Consider the following 22759-nt stretch of genomic DNA (forward strand, 5'->3'; position numbering starts at 1 on the left):
GATATTATATCTCAATATGATTCGTGCCATTTTAGGTTCTCTTTTCTTGTATGCTAAAATGGTATCGTCTTTGTATAAAGTACTGCTACAAATTATGGGGGTATAGCTCAGATGGGAGAGCGCTTGCATGGCATGCAAGAGGTCAGCGGTTCGAACCCGCTTATCTCCACCATGTTTACTATAAATCATTCCTAAAATAGTGTACCTACCTACCAACAATCGTACATACACTCACAACCGCATGCCCATGCTTATCATACACATATGGCAAAATAAAAGAAGAAGGTTCATCATGGGGTATACAATCGCTTTCCATAGAAGACTCCATAGATTACCAATCTCATCTAAAGACACAACGTCAAGTAATAATTTTTCAAATCTATGACCATCACCACGATCTATATAATAGTTATCACATCGTGCATGAAATGCTGTCATTTCTTTAAACTAAACTACATCTATCCATATAGAAATGTCTAAGACAATACGTGATAATAATTATTATTACGCCCCATAATACTAGAAATGTACTACAAAACTTAAAAATTGCACCGTGCATTCGTGTTCACTAGATTCTACGACTCAAAGCATATTTCCTTATCATTAATAATGTACATTGGAAAAATATAAATATTACGATCATGGAAAATACGCACCATGCAATATATCTTTTACATAACTTTCGCAATAAACATGCATATAAATTTATGTTATCGAGACTCAGAATAAGAGGAATAAGATATATATATTCCAGTAAGAATTGTGTATTTTGTATAAGACATTAAACAAATACATAAAATATATCGTGCTCTATATCGTATGTATTCTAAAAAGTACTTCTATATGGCAATAATAAAAAACATAAAGAGATATTGAGTACTGATTGGTAATACATACCATTATTAATACATCAAGAGTTTTACTCGAAAATATAGAAACCATACGCATGAAGGTATTATGACCTGCCATTATGCACTGATATCAATGACAACATAATAATTATTGTGTATCACAGTAATATACATTACTAAAGATCTATATTAAAGTTATTGTATTCTATTTTTTTATTGATTATACCAGAACAAAAGTATTTTTACAGAAACATCATAAAATGATTTCAAGCGACCTGTGATAACTATAAAAACTACATGTAGTATCTTCATACTCGTACTTCAGTACAATACCAGTCTTGGTTTCAAATAGTAGTCAACATTGAATGACATCTACACTTATTCCACTCTGTCGATGTTAATATATAACATCAATAACTCAACGAAGCGATAACCTATTATATGCATTATCAGACTGCAAGGTAGCGGTGATGCACCACTCTCTATATAATTAAGTAATCAACTACAAACAAATATATATTTCATCATACTTCCCTATATAGAGGTATATGTATCTCTTTTATTGTCTTTTTATCCTAAAATTCACTGTCCACCATTCAATTATAGACGCCGCTCGAAATAAAAATTTTGATAGACACCGTAAACCAACCTAACATCAGAAACTAGATCACTGAACACATAGATATGTGTATAATTCAAAAAATAATATTTTTAATATAACCAAAAAAGTAATTATTAAATCTTCATAATATATACTACTACAAAGATCAACCACTCTTTCTTGCTAGAAACTATTTTAGATCGTATATTCTCTTAAATATATCAATATTAGTGTATATTTTAAAAAGTATCTGCATAAATAAAGTACATTTCTCTTTTTTTCTCTAATCTAACACCATTGTGCTACAAAACTTAAACACTTTAATTATACAAATACAGAATTCATAAAAGATACTTTTATAATATCAATTATTAAAAAATAGATATATTTAACATCATATTCTAACAAACAAGTTGGAAATATAATAAAAAACTCGTATTTTTCATATAAAGTTTAAACCTATCCATGATGAAGGATATTTCTAAAATCTAGTGATCCAAAGAGAGAAAAATTTTTCAATAATGGATTATATACTGAAGAGTATAAGATGATAATGAAAGTGATATATAGTCGAACACTAGATACAGCATGCTAGATATACAAGCGCAATATATCAAAATGCATAATTCAATTTATATATCAATTTACAGCCTATGATACAAGATAACGCTTCGCGCAATTCTCATAATCCTATCCATTACAGGTTAATGATATGTAACTCACATATTTTGATACCTGTAGATATATCAAAATGATAGAAGAAAATCTATAATAACTATGCCAAAAAACATGATCTCTGTACGATGATCATCATGGTAAAAGTTGTGTTTTCTATACAAATAATCACTTTATCGTGGTAGAAAAGGGGAGTAAACCACAAATAGTATTTAGCAACACTTGAGCCTCATGACTTGGTAACACGGCTTTTACAGGTAAATACCACCAATTTTTCTTAGCAAAGCTACGAACTTTTACTGCATCTTTTTCTGTCATTAGAAGGATCTGTCCGCTTGTCGTTAATTTAGTCAAAGCTTGTAAGTTATAACTCTGATGATCAACAAAAGATATCGTCTTAAGTGGCCGTACTCCCTCTGTGTATAAAGTGTTAAAAAAGCGTTTTGGGTACCCTATACCTGCCATAGCTATTACATTTTCTAATTTCTCTACAGGCTTTTTTTCTCCAGAAAAGAGATTAACCGCCAAACCTGGAAGCAAATGCATAGATAACTCACCTGGTAACGCTACTCCACCATTAGTTATAATCGCTGTTACGCTTAGCAGGCGGCTCTCCAATTCACGCATCGGGCCCATGGGCAACCACCAACCATTTCCAAAACGGCGCGTACCGTCAATGACTACGATTTCAATATCACGAGCTAGTGCATAGTGCTGTAATCCATCATCAGTAATAATAATATCGACAGTTGAATAATCCAGAATAGCCTCTACAGCCTGTTGGCGGATTGGTGCTACTCCTACTATAGCTCTAGTTCTCTGATAAACCAATATGGGCTCGTCGCCAACTTGATGAGTGGTAGTATTATGTCGGACTATTAATGGATAATGCTTAGCTTTCCCCCCATAACCACGTGAAGCCACTCCAACACGCAATCCACGGTTTTGTAATGCTTCCACAAGCCAAATAACCAGAGGTGTTTTCCCGTTCCCGCCTATAGTTAGGTTACCTACTATAACGATTGGAATAGGAGCGCGCCATACCTTTCGTAGGCCTAACAGATAACTCAGACGCAACATGTGACTTGTACAACCATAGACAAGACATAAAGGAAATAATAGATAACGCGCAACGCTTGCACTCCAAAAATGACAAATCATTGTGAAAATTGCATTTTATACAGTTGCGCATAGCTACCGTTCGCAGCCAATAACCTTCTATGCGTACCACTTTCTACAATTTTCCCATCTTCCACAACAATAATCTTATCAGCATTCTCAATGCTAGATAAACGATGAGAAATAACCAAAGAAGTTCGATTTTTCTGCAGTTCTTCTAATGCTGTCTGTATAGAACGTTCAGATTCAGTATCTAGGGCTGAAGTTGCCTCATCTAAAATTAGAATAGGGCAATTACGTAACATTGCACGCGCAATGGCAATACGCTGACGTTGACCTCCAGAAAGTAAGATTCCGTTTTCACCAATAATAGTATCTAGTCCATCATCCATTTTACTAATAAAATCCATAGCTTGAGCAATCATAGCTACTCTTTCAATATCTGCTCGACTATACTTCTCGTGACAACCATAAGCGATATTATTTGCTACTGTATCATTAAATAAATGTACATTCTGCGACACTAAGGCAACTTGTTTCCGCAGTGAACTAAGTTTATATTCACGTAAATCATGACCATCCAAAAGAATATTGCCATATTGAATATCATAAAACCGAGTCAGTAAACTGACAATTGTTGATTTGCCTGATCCAGATCTCCCTACTAAAGCAACTGTTTTACCAGCTGGGATCCGTAGGCTAATGTTTGTTAAAGCAGGATAATCACGACCAGGATAACTAAAAGTTACATTACGAAATTCAATTTCTCCCAGAGAACGCCCTACACTATATTGCCCGCTATCCACCTCTTGGGCTCTATCTAGAATAGAGAAAATTGTCTGACACGCTGCCATGCCTCGTTGAAACTGCGAATTAACATTCGTTAAAGCTTTTAAAGGCCGCATAAGACCTATCATAGATGAAAAAACTACCGTCATAGTTCCAGCAGTCAGAGTTTCCATAACACTTGGAAAGCTAGCGATAAATAAGACAAATGCTAATGCTAATGACGCAATCAATTGAATGATAGGATCTGCAATAGATGAAGCGGATACCATTTTCATTCCTTGTTGTCGCATACAATTACTAACACGCTCAAAGCATTCATTCTCCATTCTCTGACCCCCAAAAATTAAAATCTCTTTATGTCCTTTCAGCATCTGTTCAGCACTGGTAGTGACCTGTCCCATCGTATTTTGCATATTTTTACTAATAGCACGAAAACGTTTAGACACAGTGCGAATAGATAAAGATACTAAAGGAGCTAACACCATTAAAATTAAAGATAACTGCCAGCTATAATATAACATCAGTATAAAAAGACCAATAATAGACGCACCTTCACGCACCATTGTTACTAAGGCCCCTGAGGCAGAGGAGGCCACATACTCCACGTCATAAGCAATACGAGATAAGAGCACCCCAGTCGACTGTTGATCAAAAAAAGATACAGGCATACCCATCACATGGTTAAACAAGTTCCGACGTATCTGCATCACAACGTTGCCAGACACCCAAGAAATACAATAACTAGATGCGTAACTAGTCAAACCACGCAAAAGCATAAGAGCAATAATTACTAGAGGCATCCATAGTAAAACTGAATTACCTGATTGACTAAAACCATCATCTAGTAAAGGCTTTAGCAGTGATAACATCAAGGTATCCCCTATTGCATTAAGAATTAGTGCAATAGCAGCTATAATTAATCCTATTTTATACGGTTTAATCATAGGCCAAAGTCGATGAAATGTTTTAGAAGTAGAAATATCTGGATCTAAGTACATGGTTTTAACCAGTTGTAGTTGAAATGTCACCATTTATTCTAGCCGGGATCACGCAGCACAAAATGGAGCTGAGGATGCTAGTTGTATATTATAAATTTTGCATCGAAAAGAGTATTGAGGGTGGACCACAAATTATTGGAGCGTTTTTCGTTCCCTGTGAATAGAATCTTCAAGAGATGAATCTAGAGAGAACTGTATAATTAAAATTATACCTCTATCAATCATCCATAAAATATATAATAGATGCTATCTAAAATTTTTCTCAGTAACCGCTGAGATAATACATCAGCGTAGTCTTGTTTTATACAGCATTCATATACACTATAAAATTCATATGCAACATGTATATAAAAATATAGAAACTGCGTATCCTGCTGACAAAACCCCTAGAACATACAATAAAAGCACATCCTATATGTTTTGTTATACAATATGATTGCATATGAGGCTCTGTGGTATACATGGAAGTTTATATGATTATCTACTACAATTCATATGACTCTGCAGAAGAAATACAAACTAATACGTTTATATAAACCTAACAGAAAAAGTCTATAATAGTAGATATTTTTTTCTTGCGCCATAAGATGAGAAAATCATGCAAATATTAGCGTTGGACACGACTACACAACATTGTTCTGTAGCATTACTCACTCAGAAGGGAAAATTCTCTTATTGTGAACACTGCGCTCGTGAGCACACTCAATATCTTCTTCCGTTTATACATGATATTTTACAAAAATGTAAAGTTTCCTTACATGAAATAGATCTCTTGGCCTTTGCTCGTGGTCCTGGTAGTTTCTCTGGTGTCCGCATATGTCTTGCCACTGCACAAGGACTCGCTCTAGGCGCAAATATTCCATTAACAGGAATTTCCACACTGAAAATAATGGCAGAAACTGCCTGGAGACATCATGGTGCAAAAAAAGTGCTAGTAGCAAATGATGCACATATGGGTGATATATATTGGGCTGAATATCAACGTAAAAATGATGGAAATTGGAGTGGCGAGGACACTGAATCACTACTTAAACCCGCAGAAATAATAAAACGCATGACTTTTTTGAGAGGAAAGTGGTTTTGTGTAGGTACAGGATGGAAACTTTATCCACAATTGACTCATATTAGTAATATTGATTTAATGGTTACAATCATCAAAGCGCCACATGCAGTAGACATGATACCTTTAGTACAAAACAATCTTTCTTTAGAAAGTATATATTTACCCCGCAATGCCAAACCTTATTACTTACGTCATAAGGTATGCTAGTTTCCCTTCTACTCAGGGAAACACATCGTGCATATAGATAAAAATGTATGTATGATACACTTAGGGCGAAATAAATCTCTGTAACTATAATTACTTCTTTCTCTATTCCTAATTGGAAATTAAATCTTTAATATAAATTTTCACGCTGCATAAAATTTAAAAATAGGTGTCCATCCTTTTATAATAAGTGATTCTTGAGATACCCATTCTAATACAAAGATAATATGATATGATGGCAGGGACGGAGAGACTCGAACTCCCAACACCCGGTTTTGGAGACCGGTGCTCTACCAATTGAACTACGCCCCTAAATACCTAAATCACATCAAGCATAATTATCATACCTACCTTTATCTTAAGTTTGTAAATATATTTCTTAATCCTCATTCTAGTTTTTTAGAAATCAATATTTATCTATATAGACGGCATGATATTAATATAGTTGTTATATTTCTACATCTAGCCCTTCTGGATGTAGAAGATTATTGACCAGTCAACTCTTTAAAAATAATTATAGATAAACACGCTCGTTATGAATATGAATTCATATAGCTCAATGCTGTTTTATAAAACATGCGTAATACAAAATTTATTTAAAATATATTTTATGTTGTGTATAAAGTCTATTTAAATGTCTAAGAATCTTATATTCCTATACAGATAGGTTATATATAAATATTATTACTACTGTAATTCTATATTCTATATACTATATTTGTGATTGATGCTAATAAGCATATAGCTTGTTTTAGACTTCTGAGACAATGTCATACTTCGTCTGCCATCCATATGCGACCTTCATCGATCCAACCACGATATACCGTTTATATGAATCACTCCATAATATCTCAAGGATACCTGTCATCTGATATACATAACGCATACATTAAGAAAAATATGCCGATACATATGATCTTATTTCGATGAAAGCGTTCATTATTCTCAAACCTACATATATTCATAATACTCATACCATGCTATACAAAAAACAGTACGTATTTATTTATCTATACCTCTCATGATTTTATGTCACGGACATAGCGAATGAAGAACCTTTATCTGTTTTTTAGGTATGATGCATTGTACAATTTTTAAAATAAAGAAAAAACCTATATGTCTAATATAGGAAATAGGTTTTCATCTTTACAAAATATCCATAATGGTGTCCCCAAGGGGATTTGAACCCCTGTTACTGCCGTGAAAGGGCAATGTCCTGGACCTCTAGACGATGGGGACGTATATATTACTTTTCACTACACCACTATATTTCTCTCGACAACTTATTTATCTTTTGTAGAAAAAAATTTATACGATGAGAAAAATATTAAAATAGTGCTCACATATTACATTTTAAAAAGCAATATTACACCTCTGCTTATTCTCGTCTACTACAATAGACGATACTATCTCCTATAGTAGCATACTACTCATGAAATAAGCGGTGATTTCTGTGTATTAAACAACTACTTCATCTGATTAGTAACGTTAGATATGTAGTTAATATGCTTTCTTGAAAATAAATCACATAACATCTGACTCACTTTTTATACTGACTACAGACTAACTTCTGACTAAAAGAAAAAAACGCGCAATTCGAAAATATTCGCATACAACTTCCCATTTACATCGACCCTTATTATATCAATTCTCACGTGGAGTACAAGAGTAAAATAAAAACTTTACAGGATTTCCGCCACTACACCTCACTAAATTTTTACAATGTTAGTTTTTTCAATGTTTGAAATCCATAATATTGTAGTGTAGGTATTAACTCTTTTGCGTGCTGTGTCAAATCCATACACAATGCCACATTATGCGCAATAGCAATGTTTGTAGTGGATGGATACCCTAAAACGAATGCCGTACGCCGAGCTATTGCTGCCCCGGAGTCAATTAACTGTGTACCTACAGGTAAGACCGCTTGTAATTCATCACGAATAAGAGGAAAATGTGTACAGCCTAGTATAACTGTATCAGGAGGTGGGGACATATGTAGCCACGGCTGTAATATTTTTCTAACTGTATTAAGAGATACTAGCCCACCACGTAATTTACTTTCAGCTAATTCTACTAATTCCTTCGATCCCAATAGAGTTGTTTTACATGCACTCGCAAATCGCGCAATAAGATCATGCGTATAAGATCTCTGTAAAGTGCCACGAGTAGCTAATAAACCTATTACACCATTACGAGTTATACATGCAGCAGGTTTGATGGCCGGCACCACCCCTATTATAGGGAATGTAAAACGAGCTCGTAGTGCAGGTAAGCTCACAATACTGGCTGAATTACATGCCACAACCGCAAGTGCCAGGACATACAAACGTGTAACTGCCGTAATAATTGACATTACCCTCTGAGTGGTAATTTCTGCAGATTTTTCACCATACGGAAAAACAATATTATCAAATACATATAAATAATGCAGATTTGGCAATAATTTAAATACCTCATTATAGACAGATAAACCACCAACACCAGAATCTAATATCAGTACTGTAGAGCAAATAGTCGATAGTCTCGCTATATTTGAAAAATTAACACAACATACTCTATGCCTAATCATATTAGATCCTCTATGAATTTTAAGACATAGGCATCTATTTTAAAGATTTTTACAACATATACGCCGATTAATAAAGTCCATCCATTAATATATCATATTTTTCAACATAGGGATAAAAATGCAGACTCTTCTTCATAGAGTCGTATTATCGTACAAATGAGAATTTTCTTACTATGCATATAGAATATATGTGATTACTGCATGACTTTTTGTATTCTAGTTATTTTAATAACCATTACAGATCAAGACTTGATGACCATTGGTAAAATATCTATACGGAACATAATGTCTCATTGAATACACCTTCGACCATAAGAAAATAACTTATAACAGATACATATAATGCATAAAATAAAAATCACTATATGCGCTAATTGTAACGCAATCATAAATCGCTTTACACAAAATGCGCATCTAGAGATGCGATTAAGACAATTTTTATGGATAGTGAAAAACTACACGGATATTCTCGATAATAATATAAAGTTATATCAATCCACTACACTATCTAGTTAGACAGATAAAATGTAAACAGATGCACTAATATGAATATTACATAAAATTACATGTCAGAATAAAATATACCTACTACACGTTATTTGACCTATCTTAGTACTCCAAATCATCAACGCTATATAAAAACATTTTTTGTAGTGTAGAGCCCTATTTATTATTTTACTATAATCATCCAATCATTCTAGATATTTGTTCATTCTCAATATGGTGCATCCAGGAGGATTCGAACCTCCGACCGCTCGGTTCGTAGCCGAGTACTCTATCCAACTGAGCTATGGATGCGTAATGGCGGTGAGACGGGGATTCGAACCCCGGATGCAGATTTTAGCCGCATACTCCCTTAGCAGGGGAGCGCCTTCAACCTCTCGGCCATCTCACCACTAAAAATTCTTTACAATTCATATCTCTCAAAACTCAAAAAATAGTTAGTTTTCTCAGACACATCAATACTGTAATATCTATTTTACTTTTTAGCTCTTTAAAGTCAAATCATTTCGCTACCTACAACTATTGATTCATAATATTTTATGTCTAAAGTAGCGTGACATGCGATCCTAAGAAATATTTACTTAGCCAAAATAACAGTAATTTTATATTGTTACCTAACAATATACCTGACACAACAGAAATATATTCTTATGTTGTACAGTTTACCTTGAGTCATCATTATATGTAATATCCAGACTATATTTATACGTCGTATAGACAAAGAGTGTTGGTATGCATATTTGAAGAATATACTACACTTAATATGCATACTTTACTCATATTATATTGTGATAAATGAACCATAAATCTTGTATTGAGATACAACTAGTTAGTTTAAATGTACCATATACATCAACTATATATTTATTACTTACCTTATTCTTGAATATATGGATGCTGATTAATTAAATGTGAACGTTTTTTTTCTAGAAGAATAATCTGTTTTTTAATTGCGGTGATTTTGCGTTCAATATAGGCATGATGTTCTATCAAGAGTTCTTTAGCTTCTTCTAAATCTGAAGCCACAGGACTAGCGCCGCGCAAAGGTAAATTAGCAGTTTCTCGCATCATCACACCAGTACCTAAACCAATTCCTCCTACTATCATTAAATAATATGCTGGTATATACAAGTTATTAGTGACCTCCACTAACCACGCAGTAATTGTTGGAGTAAAACTAGCAATCAATACTGACATGTTAAATGAAGCAGCCAATGCACTATATCGGATGCGCGTGGGAAATAACGCTGGTAATATTGATGCCATAACGCCAGTAAAACTATTAAGAATTAAGGATAGTGTTAGTAAACCACAAAACATTAAGCCAATCATACTACTGTTTATTAACATAAAACAAGGTATCGCAAGCAATAACAGCATACTACTACCGGTAATTACTAGTGGACGGCGGCCAAACCTGTCACTCATCAACCCCATTATAGGTTGTAATAATAACATACAAACCATAATAGCTATAGTTATCCTAATGCCATCATCTTCAGAATAATGCAGATTGTACGATAAATAACTTGGCATATATGTCAGCAACATATAATAAGTAACATTAGTTGTAATCACTAAACCCATACAAGTGAGAATACTCTTCCGGTATGTAGTAAAAACCTCCTTAAAAGACATTGTATAATGAGAAACTCTCGTACCAGAAGACAATGCATAACCACCTCTTTGTTGTAAATGTGCAATATGCTGCTGAAATACAGGTGTCTCCCCTATTCCCCGACGGAGATATAGCCCAATCACCCCAAGAGGTAGGGCCATTAAAAATAGCATGCGCCAACCCCATTTCAGGAAATCATCTGGACCAGTGATAAAAGCAGCTAAGACGACTAGTCCAGCTCCTAGCACAAAACCAGCAATAGAGCTAAAATCTAACCAACTACCCATAAAGCCACGTTTGCGATCTGGCGAATATTCAGCTACAAAGATCGATGCTCCAATATACTCACCGCCTATTGAAAACCCTTGAATTATTTTACAGAGAACAAGACAAATAGGCGCCCATATTCCTATAGAGTGATAAGATGGAATGATACTAATACAAGCAGTGCTTAATGACATGATAATAATAGTTAATGAAAGTATTTTTTGACGACCATACCGATCTCCTAATACTCCAAAAAACCAACCACCTAGTGGTCGAATTAAAAAAGGAACAGCAAAAGTTGCCAATACTGCAATTCTTTGCATGCCGGGCTCACTTTCAGGCAAAAAAGCTCTTCCTAATGCATAAGCAACAAAACCATATATACTAAAATCAAACCACTCTATGATATTTCCTAATGCAGCGGCTTTTATTGCTTTATGTAACCTCACATCATCAATAATCATCACATCCTTTAATCCAAGAAAATTTCCATGTTGTTTATTTAATGTCATATGTCATATCCTATATGATCTTTTTTAAACTTCAATTGACATACAGCAGTCCAGATGATACTGACTAAATATACTTATAGAATATAATTCTATAAGTATATGACGCGAGCTATTTTCAAAAAAATAATTCTATACAGCATGTCGTGACTACAAGTATCGATCCGCTCATATCCTTATAATATCCCTCCCTGACGACTGTATTATTCTCAAATACCCAATCTCTTCTCTATCTCACCTCTAAATGCTATGATATAAATAATAGTCATAAAATGGAGTGGTTTAAAATCTACCCAGATATTATAATTAACACCCCATTGTCCTGAGATAAAACACATTGAAATTACTATTGCATGGTTAAAAATGAAAAGTAAAAAGGATTTTCTTTATAAGAATACAATCATTTTTTATGTTGCATCCATGCATATCAAGAAAAGATGTAACAAACTATCTTACCTTGGTTGTTGCATAATAAAACATCTATAAATGCGGCGATCACTAACCAAACGCTCAACACTCCAGAAATCGCACTACTTCTAAAGTACCCAGATTACATGCAAAGTAAAAATACATAATGCGATAAATTCTATCTATTGAACACTTGGACTACTAAGATATGTACTCACATAAAAACAATAAAAAACATATAACATGTAATAAAATTGTGATTATACAATTATCATCTAATATGCTTCTCGATAGGTTGACTTGGACTACATACTCTCATACATAATATATTAGTAGATATGTATTGTTGTATGATTATAAAATATTAATCATCTACTATCATTAGACAATCTATATCTCTGATATCATTTTTAAAAAGTAGAGAGTGCGTTCCAAATAAGTAGATTTCTAAATTGATTTGAACACATCAATGTAATTCTCTGCACACTGTGTGTCATGCTACAAACAAACTACCAAAAATAGAAAAGCCTTATACACAGAACCACCCTTTTACTCAAGATCTGAGGAAAATACTATTATCATTGAAATTAAAAAGATTTTTTAAAAAAACAGTTATTATCTTGTGGTATACACTGATTTTATCTACTATCTGAAAATAATGTTTCCGCATGCAATGCTGTAACTTATCAATATCAACTAGTAAGCTACTGACCCAATGCTCTTTGCGGGAATTAATTTCTATAAGTATGAGTAATAATTGGATGATCGTATTTACTAAAATAAATAACATGTATGCATACAATGCAAACCCTTCCTCTAACTGAGGACATGAAGATAGTGCTATATAAAAATTATTATAATCAGTCAATTTGATAGATTTATATAAATACATGACATCCTATTAAGCGCCATGTTACATATAATACTTAATGCTATACTATACTCACTGGAAAGAATGAGCATTAGGATCATTTATATGACAGCACTTTATTCCTTAAGATGCCTAAAATAAAAATCACTCACCTACTCAGGATGAAGAAAAAACAATTCCATATCATAAAAACGTGTGGTAAAAATAGCAATTGTCTATAGCTATTACCCTCTTTCTGGTGCAGAATATATCATATGATACATCATATGTAATGGGCTGCTATAGCCTATTATAAATACACCTGTCACTATAATACTCATCTATTAGAATATGCATATTTAAAGAAAAACAGTTACAGCGAGAAAATAGATAGGTGGTTTTCACATAACAACACTCACATCCCATATCAGATAGCGTTATGTAAACTACGTTAGAGGTGCGATGCATATACTGCATGCAGTACAATACACATCGCAATAAATCGATATTTTGTATAATCTTATGATCATCATCACAAGATGATAATGAAAAACTACATTTCTAAGAAAACATAAAAGGAGATAATATATGAAAAAAAATATTCACCCTAACTATAATAGTATTATTGCGAAATGCTCTTGTGGCAATGAAATTCACACTCGTTCTACGGCCTGCCATAACCTCACTCTAGACGTATGTAGTAACTGCCACCCATTTTATACTGGTAAACAACGTGATGTAGCTAGTGGTGGACGAGTAGATCGTTTTAATAAACGTTTTGGGATGCCACAAAATAAATAATCTACGCCCACTATCATAGCTAGTTGAGACATAAAAGCATCTTATGAACTTTGAATAAATTGATTGAAGATTTTTTGTATAAACAGTATTCGCTTGAAGGAAATAAAAAATTTTTAATGGAGAGCCTCTCAAGACATATTTGACCCATAAGAAACACACTATAAGATATGATATATGATACGGTTCATGCTCTGTATACGTCTATAAAATAGACTATATGTGACACATTACTGCCTAGATAAAAAATTAAAATACAGTATAAATATGTTCGGATATATTCAACTATATTAACATGAAAGCACAAAAATAATATTTCTGCAGATATGTTTTGACCCGTATCATGTGCATGCGAAATAGATCACACCAAAAGTACTGCCTATCCTATGATAAATCAAGAAACATAATAAATTTCTTATCTATGCATAGTATAACAAAAGCTCTGATAATAAGGTGAGATATAAGAATATCAATAAAAAATAACCATTCTCTGCATTTTTTACACACGTCACTACAGCCATCTTCACACATGTCAATTTTTACTTATAATAGACAGAGAATATACAGTACAGAATAACAGCATACATATGCATTGTATTTGGAAAATCTTATTAAGATATGACGCGCAGCGTAAAAGCATATCTAATTTGCTATCTACATGTATGTAGATTTATCACATCTAAACATCATATACTCTTTTATATATACATATACACTGGAGACATAAATTGCATTTTGCACTAACCTATAGCGCTATTCTAGCTATATCTAGCATACAACTAGGTTGTACATTTGCCATATTTCACTTGAAAAAAAGGATAAAAAAAATAAATACAGAAAAAAATCTACTCATGCAATCATATACATTAGCACATAGTAAAATACACATCTTGAATCAACAGCTAGAAAATCTCAATACAAAGAAAAATAAACACGAACAAGAATATCAAAAGCTATACAATACGCTCATTAAAACTGAAGAAAAACTTCAAAATATAGAGTTGCTACGTAGTAAAAATGAACAATTAACCAAAGAAAAAAACGAACAAATACAGCTTAATCACGCCAAAATAATAGAAATACATGAAATGCGGATTCGTTTAGAAGACACTCGCCTAGCTGCAGAAGAGCGGCAGAGACTTTTAGTCCATAATGAACAAAACATCAACGCGAAATTTGAAAATTTAGCACATCGTATTTTAGAAAATAATGGACACCGTATTGATGAACAAAACCGCCAAAACTTACATAGTTTTATTACGCCGTTACGCGAACAACTGGAAGCATTTAAGCGTCAAATCCAAGAAGGATTAAACCAAGAAGCACGTGAACGCCATGTATTAATTCATGAACTTAACAACCTGCGAAAGTTAAATTCCCAAATGGCGCAAGAAACCATTAATTTAACACAAGCATTAAAAGGAGGAAATAAAACACAGGGAAACTGGGGAGAAATGATTCTTGAAAAAATATTAGAATCTGCCGGCCTACGCGAAGGCCATGAATACCTCACTCAGGTAAGTATTCCACTAGACACTCATGGATACGTACAACCGGACGTAATTATCCAATTACCACAGGGTAAGGATGTCATTATTGACTCCAAGATGACGCTCGTCGCTTATGAAAGATATTTCAACTCCACTGATGATATACAGCGCGCCACGGCTCTCAAAGAGCACATCACTGCTATTCGCGGACACCTTCGACAGTTACATAAAAAGGATTATCAAAAATCACAAAATGTACGTTCACTAGATTATATCCTAATGTTTATTCCAGTAGAATCAGCCTTTCTTCTTGCTATTGATCAACAACCCGAACTGATTAATGAAGCGTTTAAGCAAAATATTATGATAGTTAGCCCCACTACACTACTAGTGGCATTGCGTACCATCAATAATCTATGGCGTTATGAGAATCAAAATCGTTATACACAAAAAATTGCTGATCATGCTACTCGCCTATATGATAAAATACGTTTATTTATAGATGACATGAGTCATATTGGGCACAGCCTAAATAAAGCACAATATAGTTATCAACAAGCCATGAAGAAACTTTCAGAAGGACGAGGTAACTTAATTGCACAAACAGAAGAATTTCGCAAAATGGGTGTACAAATCACCAAACCTATTAACCCACAGTTAGTGGAATCAGCTTCTCTCCGAGAACATAATATAGAACAGAATGCTCAATCTACCTACAATGCAAGCCATGCTGAGTATGCTTCACAACATATTAAATCTAATATAAAAAACAAGACTAGCGAGACACCTCAATAAATTCACACATCTCGAGTAAGTCCTTCTACCAAAACCACACAGACATTATTTAATATCCTGAATATTAAGTTAACATCTTAATTCCAGATTATATATCTATCACATGTATATTCTGTATTTCTGGTAAAACGCCATATTGATTATGTGTTACCCATATGCATACTGATATATCACGTTATAGTCAAAGCTAAAGACACACCGACACTTACTGTTAATATGCATGCACATATTATATCGTGTATACAGAGCACACACATCTTTATATCGCTTCTCTTGTCAATATTAGACAGGTGATCTTATTTATATCTTGAAAATACTCCACCTTAATGGAGGTTATAAAATATTATTATACGCTCTATACGCAGCATATATATAGGCTAACATTCCACGAAAAATATTAGAATATGACTGATATTTTAATACATTAGCTATCTAAATATATCAGGTATTCCCTACCAAACGATAAAAACTATTTATCATATGTAAAATAAGAACACACATCATGTATGCATAATTTTTACAAATCACTCAATATTCACATGATACTATATCATATATTTCCATTAGCATCAAAGATGCTGCTATCTATACACATACATAGAAATATTTTTGAAATGAGCTAATTCAGCCACATGCAGTGTTATATTCTATTACTTCTGATAGTTAAGAGAGCAGCGTCGAACAAACAGTACATTCTACACCTACAATACACAAAATATACAACCAAAACTGATAAACACGAAACAATAACACAATTATAACTTCATGTACTTAATGCTTGTACTACGAGGTGTTAAAGATATTATGTCCTATGTACTAAGCTTAATATCGCAATCAAAATACAATCATTCATAACCAATCTCCGCTTCGTACATAAAAGTTAAAAAAATACTAATAGCCTCTCTCACAAAAGTTATACTTATTTTTTATATTTTTCAGTTTTCTTGACTCTAAGAGACATTTTGCACACATACATCTACAATTACACTTATTAGAATACATATCGAATCCAAGATGACCGATATTTAAAATATAAAAACATTTAATATGAGTGCAAAGATGAAAAAAAGATTTACATGGTATACTATTACACATAAATAACAAAAAGAACTTTCTAAAACCGAGCATCACGCTCTAGGTGGTTGCAGGGGATCCAGCGTTCACATTTATCATCATCGAACTGATTAAAAAAACACACCTACAAAAAGCAACATGTCAATATAGCATTTTGGTATGTATAGTGTGTTATGTACACGAGTACATCTCGACATACTAGTATAACATTGCATGATAGAATATTACAACTAATCAGAATATACTCCAATTTAGGTGTCAAATATAAAAATAGAAAAATACTACAGGAAGAATACTCGATGAAAAAAACCTTAAAGGATACCACTCTCTTTGGTTATCGAACAGTGTCAAAAGAAGAAAAAAGTCATCTCGTCACTGAAGTATTCCGTTCAGTAGCATCTAAATATGATCTTATGAATGATCTTATGTCTTTTGGTATTCATCGTATTTGGAAAAGTTGGGTTGTTGAATACAGCGGTGTCCAACCTGGTCAACATGTCTTGGACTTAGCAGGTGGAACTGGCGACCTCACAGAAAAATTTTCACTCGTAGTGGGAAATACTGGTTTAGTCATTCTGGCTGATATTAATAGCACCATGCTCAAAATAGGTAGAGATAAATTACGTAACAAAGGTATTATTAATAATGTGCTCTATATACAAACAAATGCAGAAAACTTACCATTTCCGGATAATATTTTTGATTGTATCAGCATTGGGTTTGGATTGCGTAATATTACTGACATTAATAAAGCATTAAGATCCATGTTACGCGTCCTAAAAATAGGGGGGCGTCTTCTCATCTTAGAGTTTTCTAAACCTCAATCTATATTATTAAGTCAACTTTTTGACATGTACTCTTTTCAAATTCTACCACTTCTTGGGTCTCTTATAGCAAAGGATGCAAATAGTTATCGTTATCTCGCAGAATCAATTCATGTACACCCTGATCAGGAAACTCTTAAAAAAATCATGATAGATATAGGGTTTTGCCATACAGCATATCACAATTTTACAGGGGGGGTGGTGGCATTACACCGGGGTTTTAAATTTTAACAGGCTCTACGTGATACTACCTAGAATATTTACAGAAATATCAGAAAATATGATTAATAGAATTCTGTATAATGACACAATGCTCGAGGACATCTTTCCGCCTCCCCATGAACGTAGTTTTAAAATTATTTGATAGGACTAAATATGTAAATTGTGTACTTTTTTCACGACCATAACATTCATATTCTAAGATCTTTCCATTATAAGACAGACTGCATGGTGACCACTAATGTCACCGCACTGCTAAAACTAAATAATCATTACAAACTAAACAAATAACACATAATCAGGCTCTGCAAGTAGATGGTAATCTGCAGATTATATATCAATTCTTAACTGTATTAGATATGACAAAATTAAATATTGAACAATGGATTTCTATTTGGATAAGAGATGTTGCCGCTCAAAGCATAGAGCAGTGTATTCACTATCATTGGACTCTTATACATCGTAGTGTACAACATAACAAAAAATATCTATCTTATGCTTTAACTGAAGAGTGGAACTTAATGCTAGGCTCCGTGGAGTTCATATGGTTTACAAGAGAGATAGATACGCTCATGCATGCATTAAATGTAATGGAGAACCGTATTCAAAATTTGGAGAAACTATGACTTGTAGTGACCTGTCTCGTCTCTATCGTATTCTCATTGTGATTCTTGGGTATAACTTGGATGAGCTACTACCTCATAGAGGTGTATCTCGCTTGTTAAAAATCGTTCGTAGGTGTTTTTTTTGGGTTCCTAAAAAACATATTAATGAATCTATTGGTATACGTTTACGTTTGGCATTAGAACACTTGGGGCCAGTATGGATTAAATTTGGTCAACTCATATCTACCCGTGGTGATATATTTCCAATTCAAATTACAGAACAATTAGAACTTCTGCAGAGTCATGTGACTCCATTTGATGGAAAAAAAGCAATCGAATTAATTGAGCGCTCATGCAAAATAGTCATTCAAGAACAATTTGATAATTTTAATATCATTCCGTTAGCCACCGCATCAATTGCTCAAGTTCATACTGCCATATTAAAAGAAAATGGGCGTGAAGTGATTATTAAAGTGATCCGTCCTGACATCATATCAGTAATCAAAGCAGATATAAAATTACTTTATAGACTAGCTTTCTGGATACCACGTTTTATCCCTCATGCGCGACGCTTACGTCCTCAAGAGGTCGTTTCGTACTATGAATACACCCTCATGAACGAACTAAATCTATTACATGAAGCTGCCAATGCTGTTCAGATACGTCGTAATTTTGAAAAAAGCAAAATTTTATATGTACCAGAAATCTACTCGGGTTATTGTAGTGAAAATGTCTTAGTAATGGAACGTATTTATGGTATTCCAATCTCTAATATTAAAGTATTAGAACAATATGGTATAAATATGTCTCTTTTAGCTGAGCGCGGTGTACAAATATTTTTTACGCAAGTTTTTCGCGATAGCTTCTTTCATGCCGATATGCATCCCGGGAATATTTTTGTTAGTTACCAACGCCCACAAGATCCACAATACATTGGAGTTGACTATGGTATCGTCAGTACTTTAAGCAAAAAAGATAAACAATATCTAGCAGAAAATTTTGTTGCTTTCTTTAATCGTGATTACCGAAAAGTTGCAGAACTCCATATAAATTCAGGATGGGTACCAAGTGATACTAATATAGTAGATTTTGAATTTGCTATTCGTTGTGTCTGTGAACCTATTTTTAAAAAACCTTTAGTAGAGATTTCCTTTGGTAATTTACTAATTAACTTATTTAATACAGCACGTTGTTTTCATATGGAGGTGCAGCCACAGTTAGTACTATTACAGAAAACATTACTGTATGTTGAAGGCATAGGTCGTAAAATTGACCCACATCTAGATTTATGGAAAACAGCTAAACCTTTTCTAGAAGACTGGATAAAAGATCAAGCTAGTATAGCCACTCTGTTAAATACATTAAAGTATACAGTACCGCTCTGGATTGACAGACTATCTGAACTACCTGACTTCATTTATGAAAATCTCAAGAAAAACCACCATGTACCACTACAAGATAATGTGCAGCTCCTTACTGGAAATATGAAAATTAAATATCCTCAGAAATATTCGTCATATTATTTGTTTAGTTTTGATCAGCTACTTCTCTTAAGTGGAACAATGATTTTTATATGGAGACCCGGATGGGACATTCTTGCGCTGGGACTAATTACTTTTAGTATTCGCGTATGGTTAACTAAATGTCGTAATAATACACCAACATCTCATCACCATTAACGATGACAAGATCACTAGCCACTTTCTGGCTATATTACACAATTTATCTATACCTATCCGATGATACTAGAAAAAAGAATCACGATTCTAAAAATTATAGCATGTGCTATATCATCATGCTATATCATAAAGCTATGGCTACTAATTCTCGCCATCACAAACTCTTGACATCCATCCCTTTCTGAGTAGTGCCAATATATACGAGTATGATCTATACTCTAATATACTAGCCGCATATAGTTATCATCGCATGATATTTTATCTCAATATCACCATAACATCTCAACTTTTTGATATGTTAATAACATAAAACAAGATGCTGCTTTTATCGCTGATGAATTGTAAGTCAGACAATACTCACGTTTCAATTAAAGAAGAGCAGTCTTAATAATTTCTTTATAGAAAAGAACATATTGAGAATATAATATATTGTTAACTTCATAAAAACATCATTAATCTTATGCATAACTGTAAATATATTCCAAAGATCGACTGCACACACCACTCAAGAATACTCTTAGGAAAACACTCTTAGCTATTATACAGATTTACTGTATATTTGTTTCTAACAAATTTCAGCCGAAACATCTGTTCCTAAGTTCATAGGTTATCTATTTCATGGCACGACTACACTAAGTTTTCTATGAGATAGAGTCATCTATAAAGAATATGACTCATCAATAGTATTGTATAACAAAGAAAATAGATCGCAACTTCATTTACACTGTTTATTATTGGCATATATCCAAACATCGAAAATATAAAGATAAGCATATCGTAGATGATAATTCGTAAGCTCTGCAATGGTATTGCAATAATATACAGCACACAATAATCGGATAAACACATCTAGAAAAATCTTACCACTACAGTCATCTAGAAAGTTAGATAATATACAGTGCATAGAGTGTGCATATAAAAACATATATGACAAATATGTAACTGATTTATGGTGTAAATGCACATGCTAAGTAATCTTACTTTTTTCTTAAATCTGAAGTATCGCTATTAGATTATATCAGCCTGTACCAATTACGACGATCCACATACCTCTGATCACCGATTCACACCCTGTTCTGCTGATACTATATATACAGTAAGTTATTGTATAATGTTGCCTCTACTACACAGGTATCGGTCATTTTCATCTGCTAAAATCACAGATAAAAGGTTATAAGATGCATGTATATTATCCAATGCTATAAAAAGTAAAAGCAATATATTAAGATATTGATCAGATTTTAAATACACGATGATAGTGCTATACTAAATAGATTATTTTAGATAATATTATCCATAAACTCTACCATAGCACAACGGATAATATCCTGCATATTGAATATACTAGATCAAAAAATCTATATGCCTATGCTACAGCATCCTAAAAACATTTTATTGCTTGTATACAATATCATATCATAAGCAAAACGTATTGATTAATGGTAATATCTGTTGCATCCGCTGCCCTATTTTATTCTATTTATCTATAATTTTATTTACAAGGTTTTATGCACCAAACTTCTGATAACAAATACTCTCTTAATAATTACAAAAGAGATAAGTTAATATAACTGGCTAATGGTGCCTGCTTGACTTCGTTAATCCAAGGAAGAACTCCTAGTAATGGGCTATCTAATCTCGATGCTATTGCTTTTATATAATCCTGAGAGCGATTATTAGACTTTTCAGGATGACTGGCGATCCATCCAGCTAAAAATAATCCAGATTGACGTATCACTGCTTCTGTAAGTAATGCGTGATTAATACAACCAAGCTTGATTCCCACCACTAAAATAACTGATAATCCCTCAGAAATAACCCAATCAGAGTATAAAACATTATTACCCAAAGGGGTAAACCAACCACCTGCGCCCTCCACTACAATCCAGTTCGCACAAACACCTAAAGATCGTAGCCCTGCAGATAACACCTCAAGATCAATTAAATTGCTTTGGTCATTACTAGCTATATGTGGTGCCGTTGGCTCAATAAATGCAAATGGATTAACCTGGTGATACTCTAGCTCTACATTACTATTAGCCATTAAAGCTAACGCATCAGCATTACGTATTCCTTTGTCGGTCACCTTAGATCCTGAAGCAACAGGTTTATATCCTACAGCACGATAACCAATACGTATAGCTGCCTGCAGTAACGAACAAGCAGCTAGAGTTTTGCCAATATTAGTATCGGTTCCAGTAATAAAAAAACATTTAGTCTCTCTCATAGAATCCATAGATACATATCCTT

Annotated in this window: 11 protein-coding genes, 5 tRNA genes and 1 pseudogene; 7 read left to right on the forward strand and 10 right to left on the reverse strand. The window is 33.5% G+C overall.

Features of this window, described 5'->3' with window-relative positions; translation table 11 throughout:
- Positions 1 to 96: 96 nt before the first annotated feature.
- Positions 97 to 172 (forward strand) — tRNA-Ala (locus ERCILAFE3058_RS02995).
- A 59-nt stretch (positions 173 to 231) separates the two neighbouring features.
- Here ERCILAFE3058_RS02995 and ERCILAFE3058_RS03000 read toward each other — a convergent pair.
- From ERCILAFE3058_RS03000 to msbA, 3 genes are all read right to left on the reverse strand, one after another.
- On the reverse strand, positions 232 to 438 hold the full coding sequence (locus tag ERCILAFE3058_RS03000) for a hypothetical protein (RefSeq protein WP_157989960.1): 207 nt from the start codon (positions 436 to 438) through the stop codon (positions 232 to 234).
- A 1857-nt stretch (positions 439 to 2295) separates the two neighbouring features.
- Complete coding sequence (lpxK, locus tag ERCILAFE3058_RS03005; protein ID WP_157989961.1) at positions 2296 to 3288, reverse strand: tetraacyldisaccharide 4'-kinase; 993 nt, start codon at positions 3286 to 3288, stop codon at positions 2296 to 2298.
- Positions 3285 to 5033, reverse strand: a complete 1749-nt coding sequence (msbA, locus tag ERCILAFE3058_RS03010; protein WP_157990080.1) for a lipid A ABC transporter ATP-binding protein/permease MsbA — start codon at positions 5031 to 5033, stop codon at positions 3285 to 3287. The genes lpxK and msbA overlap by 4 nt, the downstream gene beginning before the upstream one ends.
- A 598-nt stretch (positions 5034 to 5631) precedes the next feature.
- Here msbA and tsaB point away from each other — a divergent pair.
- A complete protein-coding gene (tsaB, locus tag ERCILAFE3058_RS03015) occupies positions 5632 to 6303 on the forward strand; it encodes a tRNA (adenosine(37)-N6)-threonylcarbamoyltransferase complex dimerization subunit type 1 TsaB (protein WP_157989962.1) in 672 nt (223 codons plus the stop codon).
- Between the two features lie 233 nt (positions 6304 to 6536).
- On the opposite strand, the gene ERCILAFE3058_RS03020 is transcribed toward tsaB, so the two are convergent.
- From ERCILAFE3058_RS03020 to proP, 6 genes and pseudogenes are all read right to left on the reverse strand, one after another.
- Positions 6537 to 6612: transfer RNA gene (locus ERCILAFE3058_RS03020), tRNA-Trp, on the reverse strand.
- Between the two features lie 851 nt (positions 6613 to 7463).
- Positions 7464 to 7539, reverse strand: a tRNA-Glu gene (locus ERCILAFE3058_RS03025).
- 478 nt (positions 7540 to 8017) lie between these two features.
- A pseudogene (gene murI / locus ERCILAFE3058_RS03030) lies at positions 8018 to 8803 on the reverse strand (glutamate racemase); the annotation flags it as partial.
- 787 nt (positions 8804 to 9590) lie between these two features.
- Positions 9591 to 9667: transfer RNA gene (locus ERCILAFE3058_RS03035), tRNA-Arg, on the reverse strand.
- A gap of 4 nt (positions 9668 to 9671) precedes the next feature.
- Positions 9672 to 9764: transfer RNA gene (locus ERCILAFE3058_RS03040), tRNA-Ser, on the reverse strand.
- A 485-nt stretch (positions 9765 to 10249) separates the two neighbouring features.
- Positions 10250 to 11770 (reverse strand): glycine betaine/L-proline transporter ProP, encoded by a 1521-nt coding sequence (gene proP, locus ERCILAFE3058_RS03045; protein ID WP_157989964.1) that lies wholly within the window; start codon positions 11768 to 11770, stop codon positions 10250 to 10252.
- 1843 nt (positions 11771 to 13613) lie between these two features.
- Here proP and rpmE point away from each other — a divergent pair.
- The 5 genes from rpmE to ubiB all read left to right on the forward strand — a co-directional run bounded on the left by rpmE (position 13614) and on the right by ubiB (position 20509).
- Positions 13614 to 13826 (forward strand): 50S ribosomal protein L31, encoded by a 213-nt coding sequence (gene rpmE / locus ERCILAFE3058_RS03050; RefSeq protein ID WP_157989965.1) that lies wholly within the window; start codon positions 13614 to 13616, stop codon positions 13824 to 13826.
- Between the two features lie 725 nt (positions 13827 to 14551).
- Positions 14552 to 16108 (forward strand): DNA recombination protein RmuC, encoded by a 1557-nt coding sequence (gene rmuC / locus ERCILAFE3058_RS03055; protein ID WP_414973852.1) that lies wholly within the window; start codon positions 14552 to 14554, stop codon positions 16106 to 16108.
- Between the two features lie 1373 nt (positions 16109 to 17481).
- Positions 17482 to 18237: a bifunctional demethylmenaquinone methyltransferase/2-methoxy-6-polyprenyl-1,4-benzoquinol methylase UbiE gene (ubiE, locus tag ERCILAFE3058_RS03060; protein WP_157989967.1), complete on the forward strand. Its 756-nt coding sequence runs from the start codon at positions 17482 to 17484 to the stop codon at positions 18235 to 18237.
- Between the two features lie 347 nt (positions 18238 to 18584).
- Positions 18585 to 18851: a hypothetical protein gene (locus tag ERCILAFE3058_RS03065; RefSeq protein WP_157989968.1), complete on the forward strand. Its 267-nt coding sequence runs from the start codon at positions 18585 to 18587 to the stop codon at positions 18849 to 18851.
- Positions 18848 to 20509: a ubiquinone biosynthesis regulatory protein kinase UbiB gene (gene ubiB / locus ERCILAFE3058_RS03070; RefSeq protein ID WP_157989969.1), complete on the forward strand. Its 1662-nt coding sequence runs from the start codon at positions 18848 to 18850 to the stop codon at positions 20507 to 20509. The genes ERCILAFE3058_RS03065 and ubiB overlap by 4 nt, the downstream gene beginning before the upstream one ends.
- Positions 20510 to 22055: 1546 nt before the next feature.
- Here ubiB and bioD read toward each other — a convergent pair.
- Complete coding sequence (bioD, locus tag ERCILAFE3058_RS03075; protein WP_232037576.1) at positions 22056 to 22745, reverse strand: dethiobiotin synthase; 690 nt, start codon at positions 22743 to 22745, stop codon at positions 22056 to 22058.
- Positions 22746 to 22759: the final 14 nt, after the last annotated feature.

The sequence above is a fragment of the Candidatus Erwinia haradaeae genome, assembly GCF_900698955.1.
Taxonomy (GTDB): domain Bacteria; phylum Pseudomonadota; class Gammaproteobacteria; order Enterobacterales; family Enterobacteriaceae; genus Erwinia_E; species Erwinia_E haradaeae_G.

What these genes read in the sequence shown, in the direction of transcription:
- ERCILAFE3058_RS03000 (WP_157989960.1), bottom strand. Translation starts at nt 438, where the DNA reads ATGACAGCATTTCATGCACGATGTGATAACTATTATATAGATCGTGGT.
- lpxK (WP_157989961.1), bottom strand. Translation starts at nt 3,288, where the DNA reads ATGATTTGTCATTTTTGGAGTGCAAGCGTTGCGCGTTATCTATTATTT.
- msbA (WP_157990080.1), bottom strand. Translation starts at nt 5,033, where the DNA reads ATGTACTTAGATCCAGATATTTCTACTTCTAAAACATTTCATCGACTT.
- tsaB (WP_157989962.1), top strand. Translation starts at nt 5,632, where the DNA reads ATGCAAATATTAGCGTTGGACACGACTACACAACATTGTTCTGTAGCA.
- proP (WP_157989964.1), bottom strand. Translation starts at nt 11,770, where the DNA reads ATGACATTAAATAAACAACATGGAAATTTTCTTGGATTAAAGGATGTG.
- rpmE (WP_157989965.1), top strand. Translation starts at nt 13,614, where the DNA reads ATGAAAAAAAATATTCACCCTAACTATAATAGTATTATTGCGAAATGC.
- ubiE (WP_157989967.1), top strand. Translation starts at nt 17,482, where the DNA reads ATGAAAAAAACCTTAAAGGATACCACTCTCTTTGGTTATCGAACAGTG.
- ERCILAFE3058_RS03065 (WP_157989968.1), top strand. Translation starts at nt 18,585, where the DNA reads ATGACAAAATTAAATATTGAACAATGGATTTCTATTTGGATAAGAGAT.
- ubiB (WP_157989969.1), top strand. Translation starts at nt 18,848, where the DNA reads ATGACTTGTAGTGACCTGTCTCGTCTCTATCGTATTCTCATTGTGATT.
- bioD (WP_232037576.1), bottom strand. Translation starts at nt 22,745, where the DNA reads ATGGATTCTATGAGAGAGACTAAATGTTTTTTTATTACTGGAACCGAT.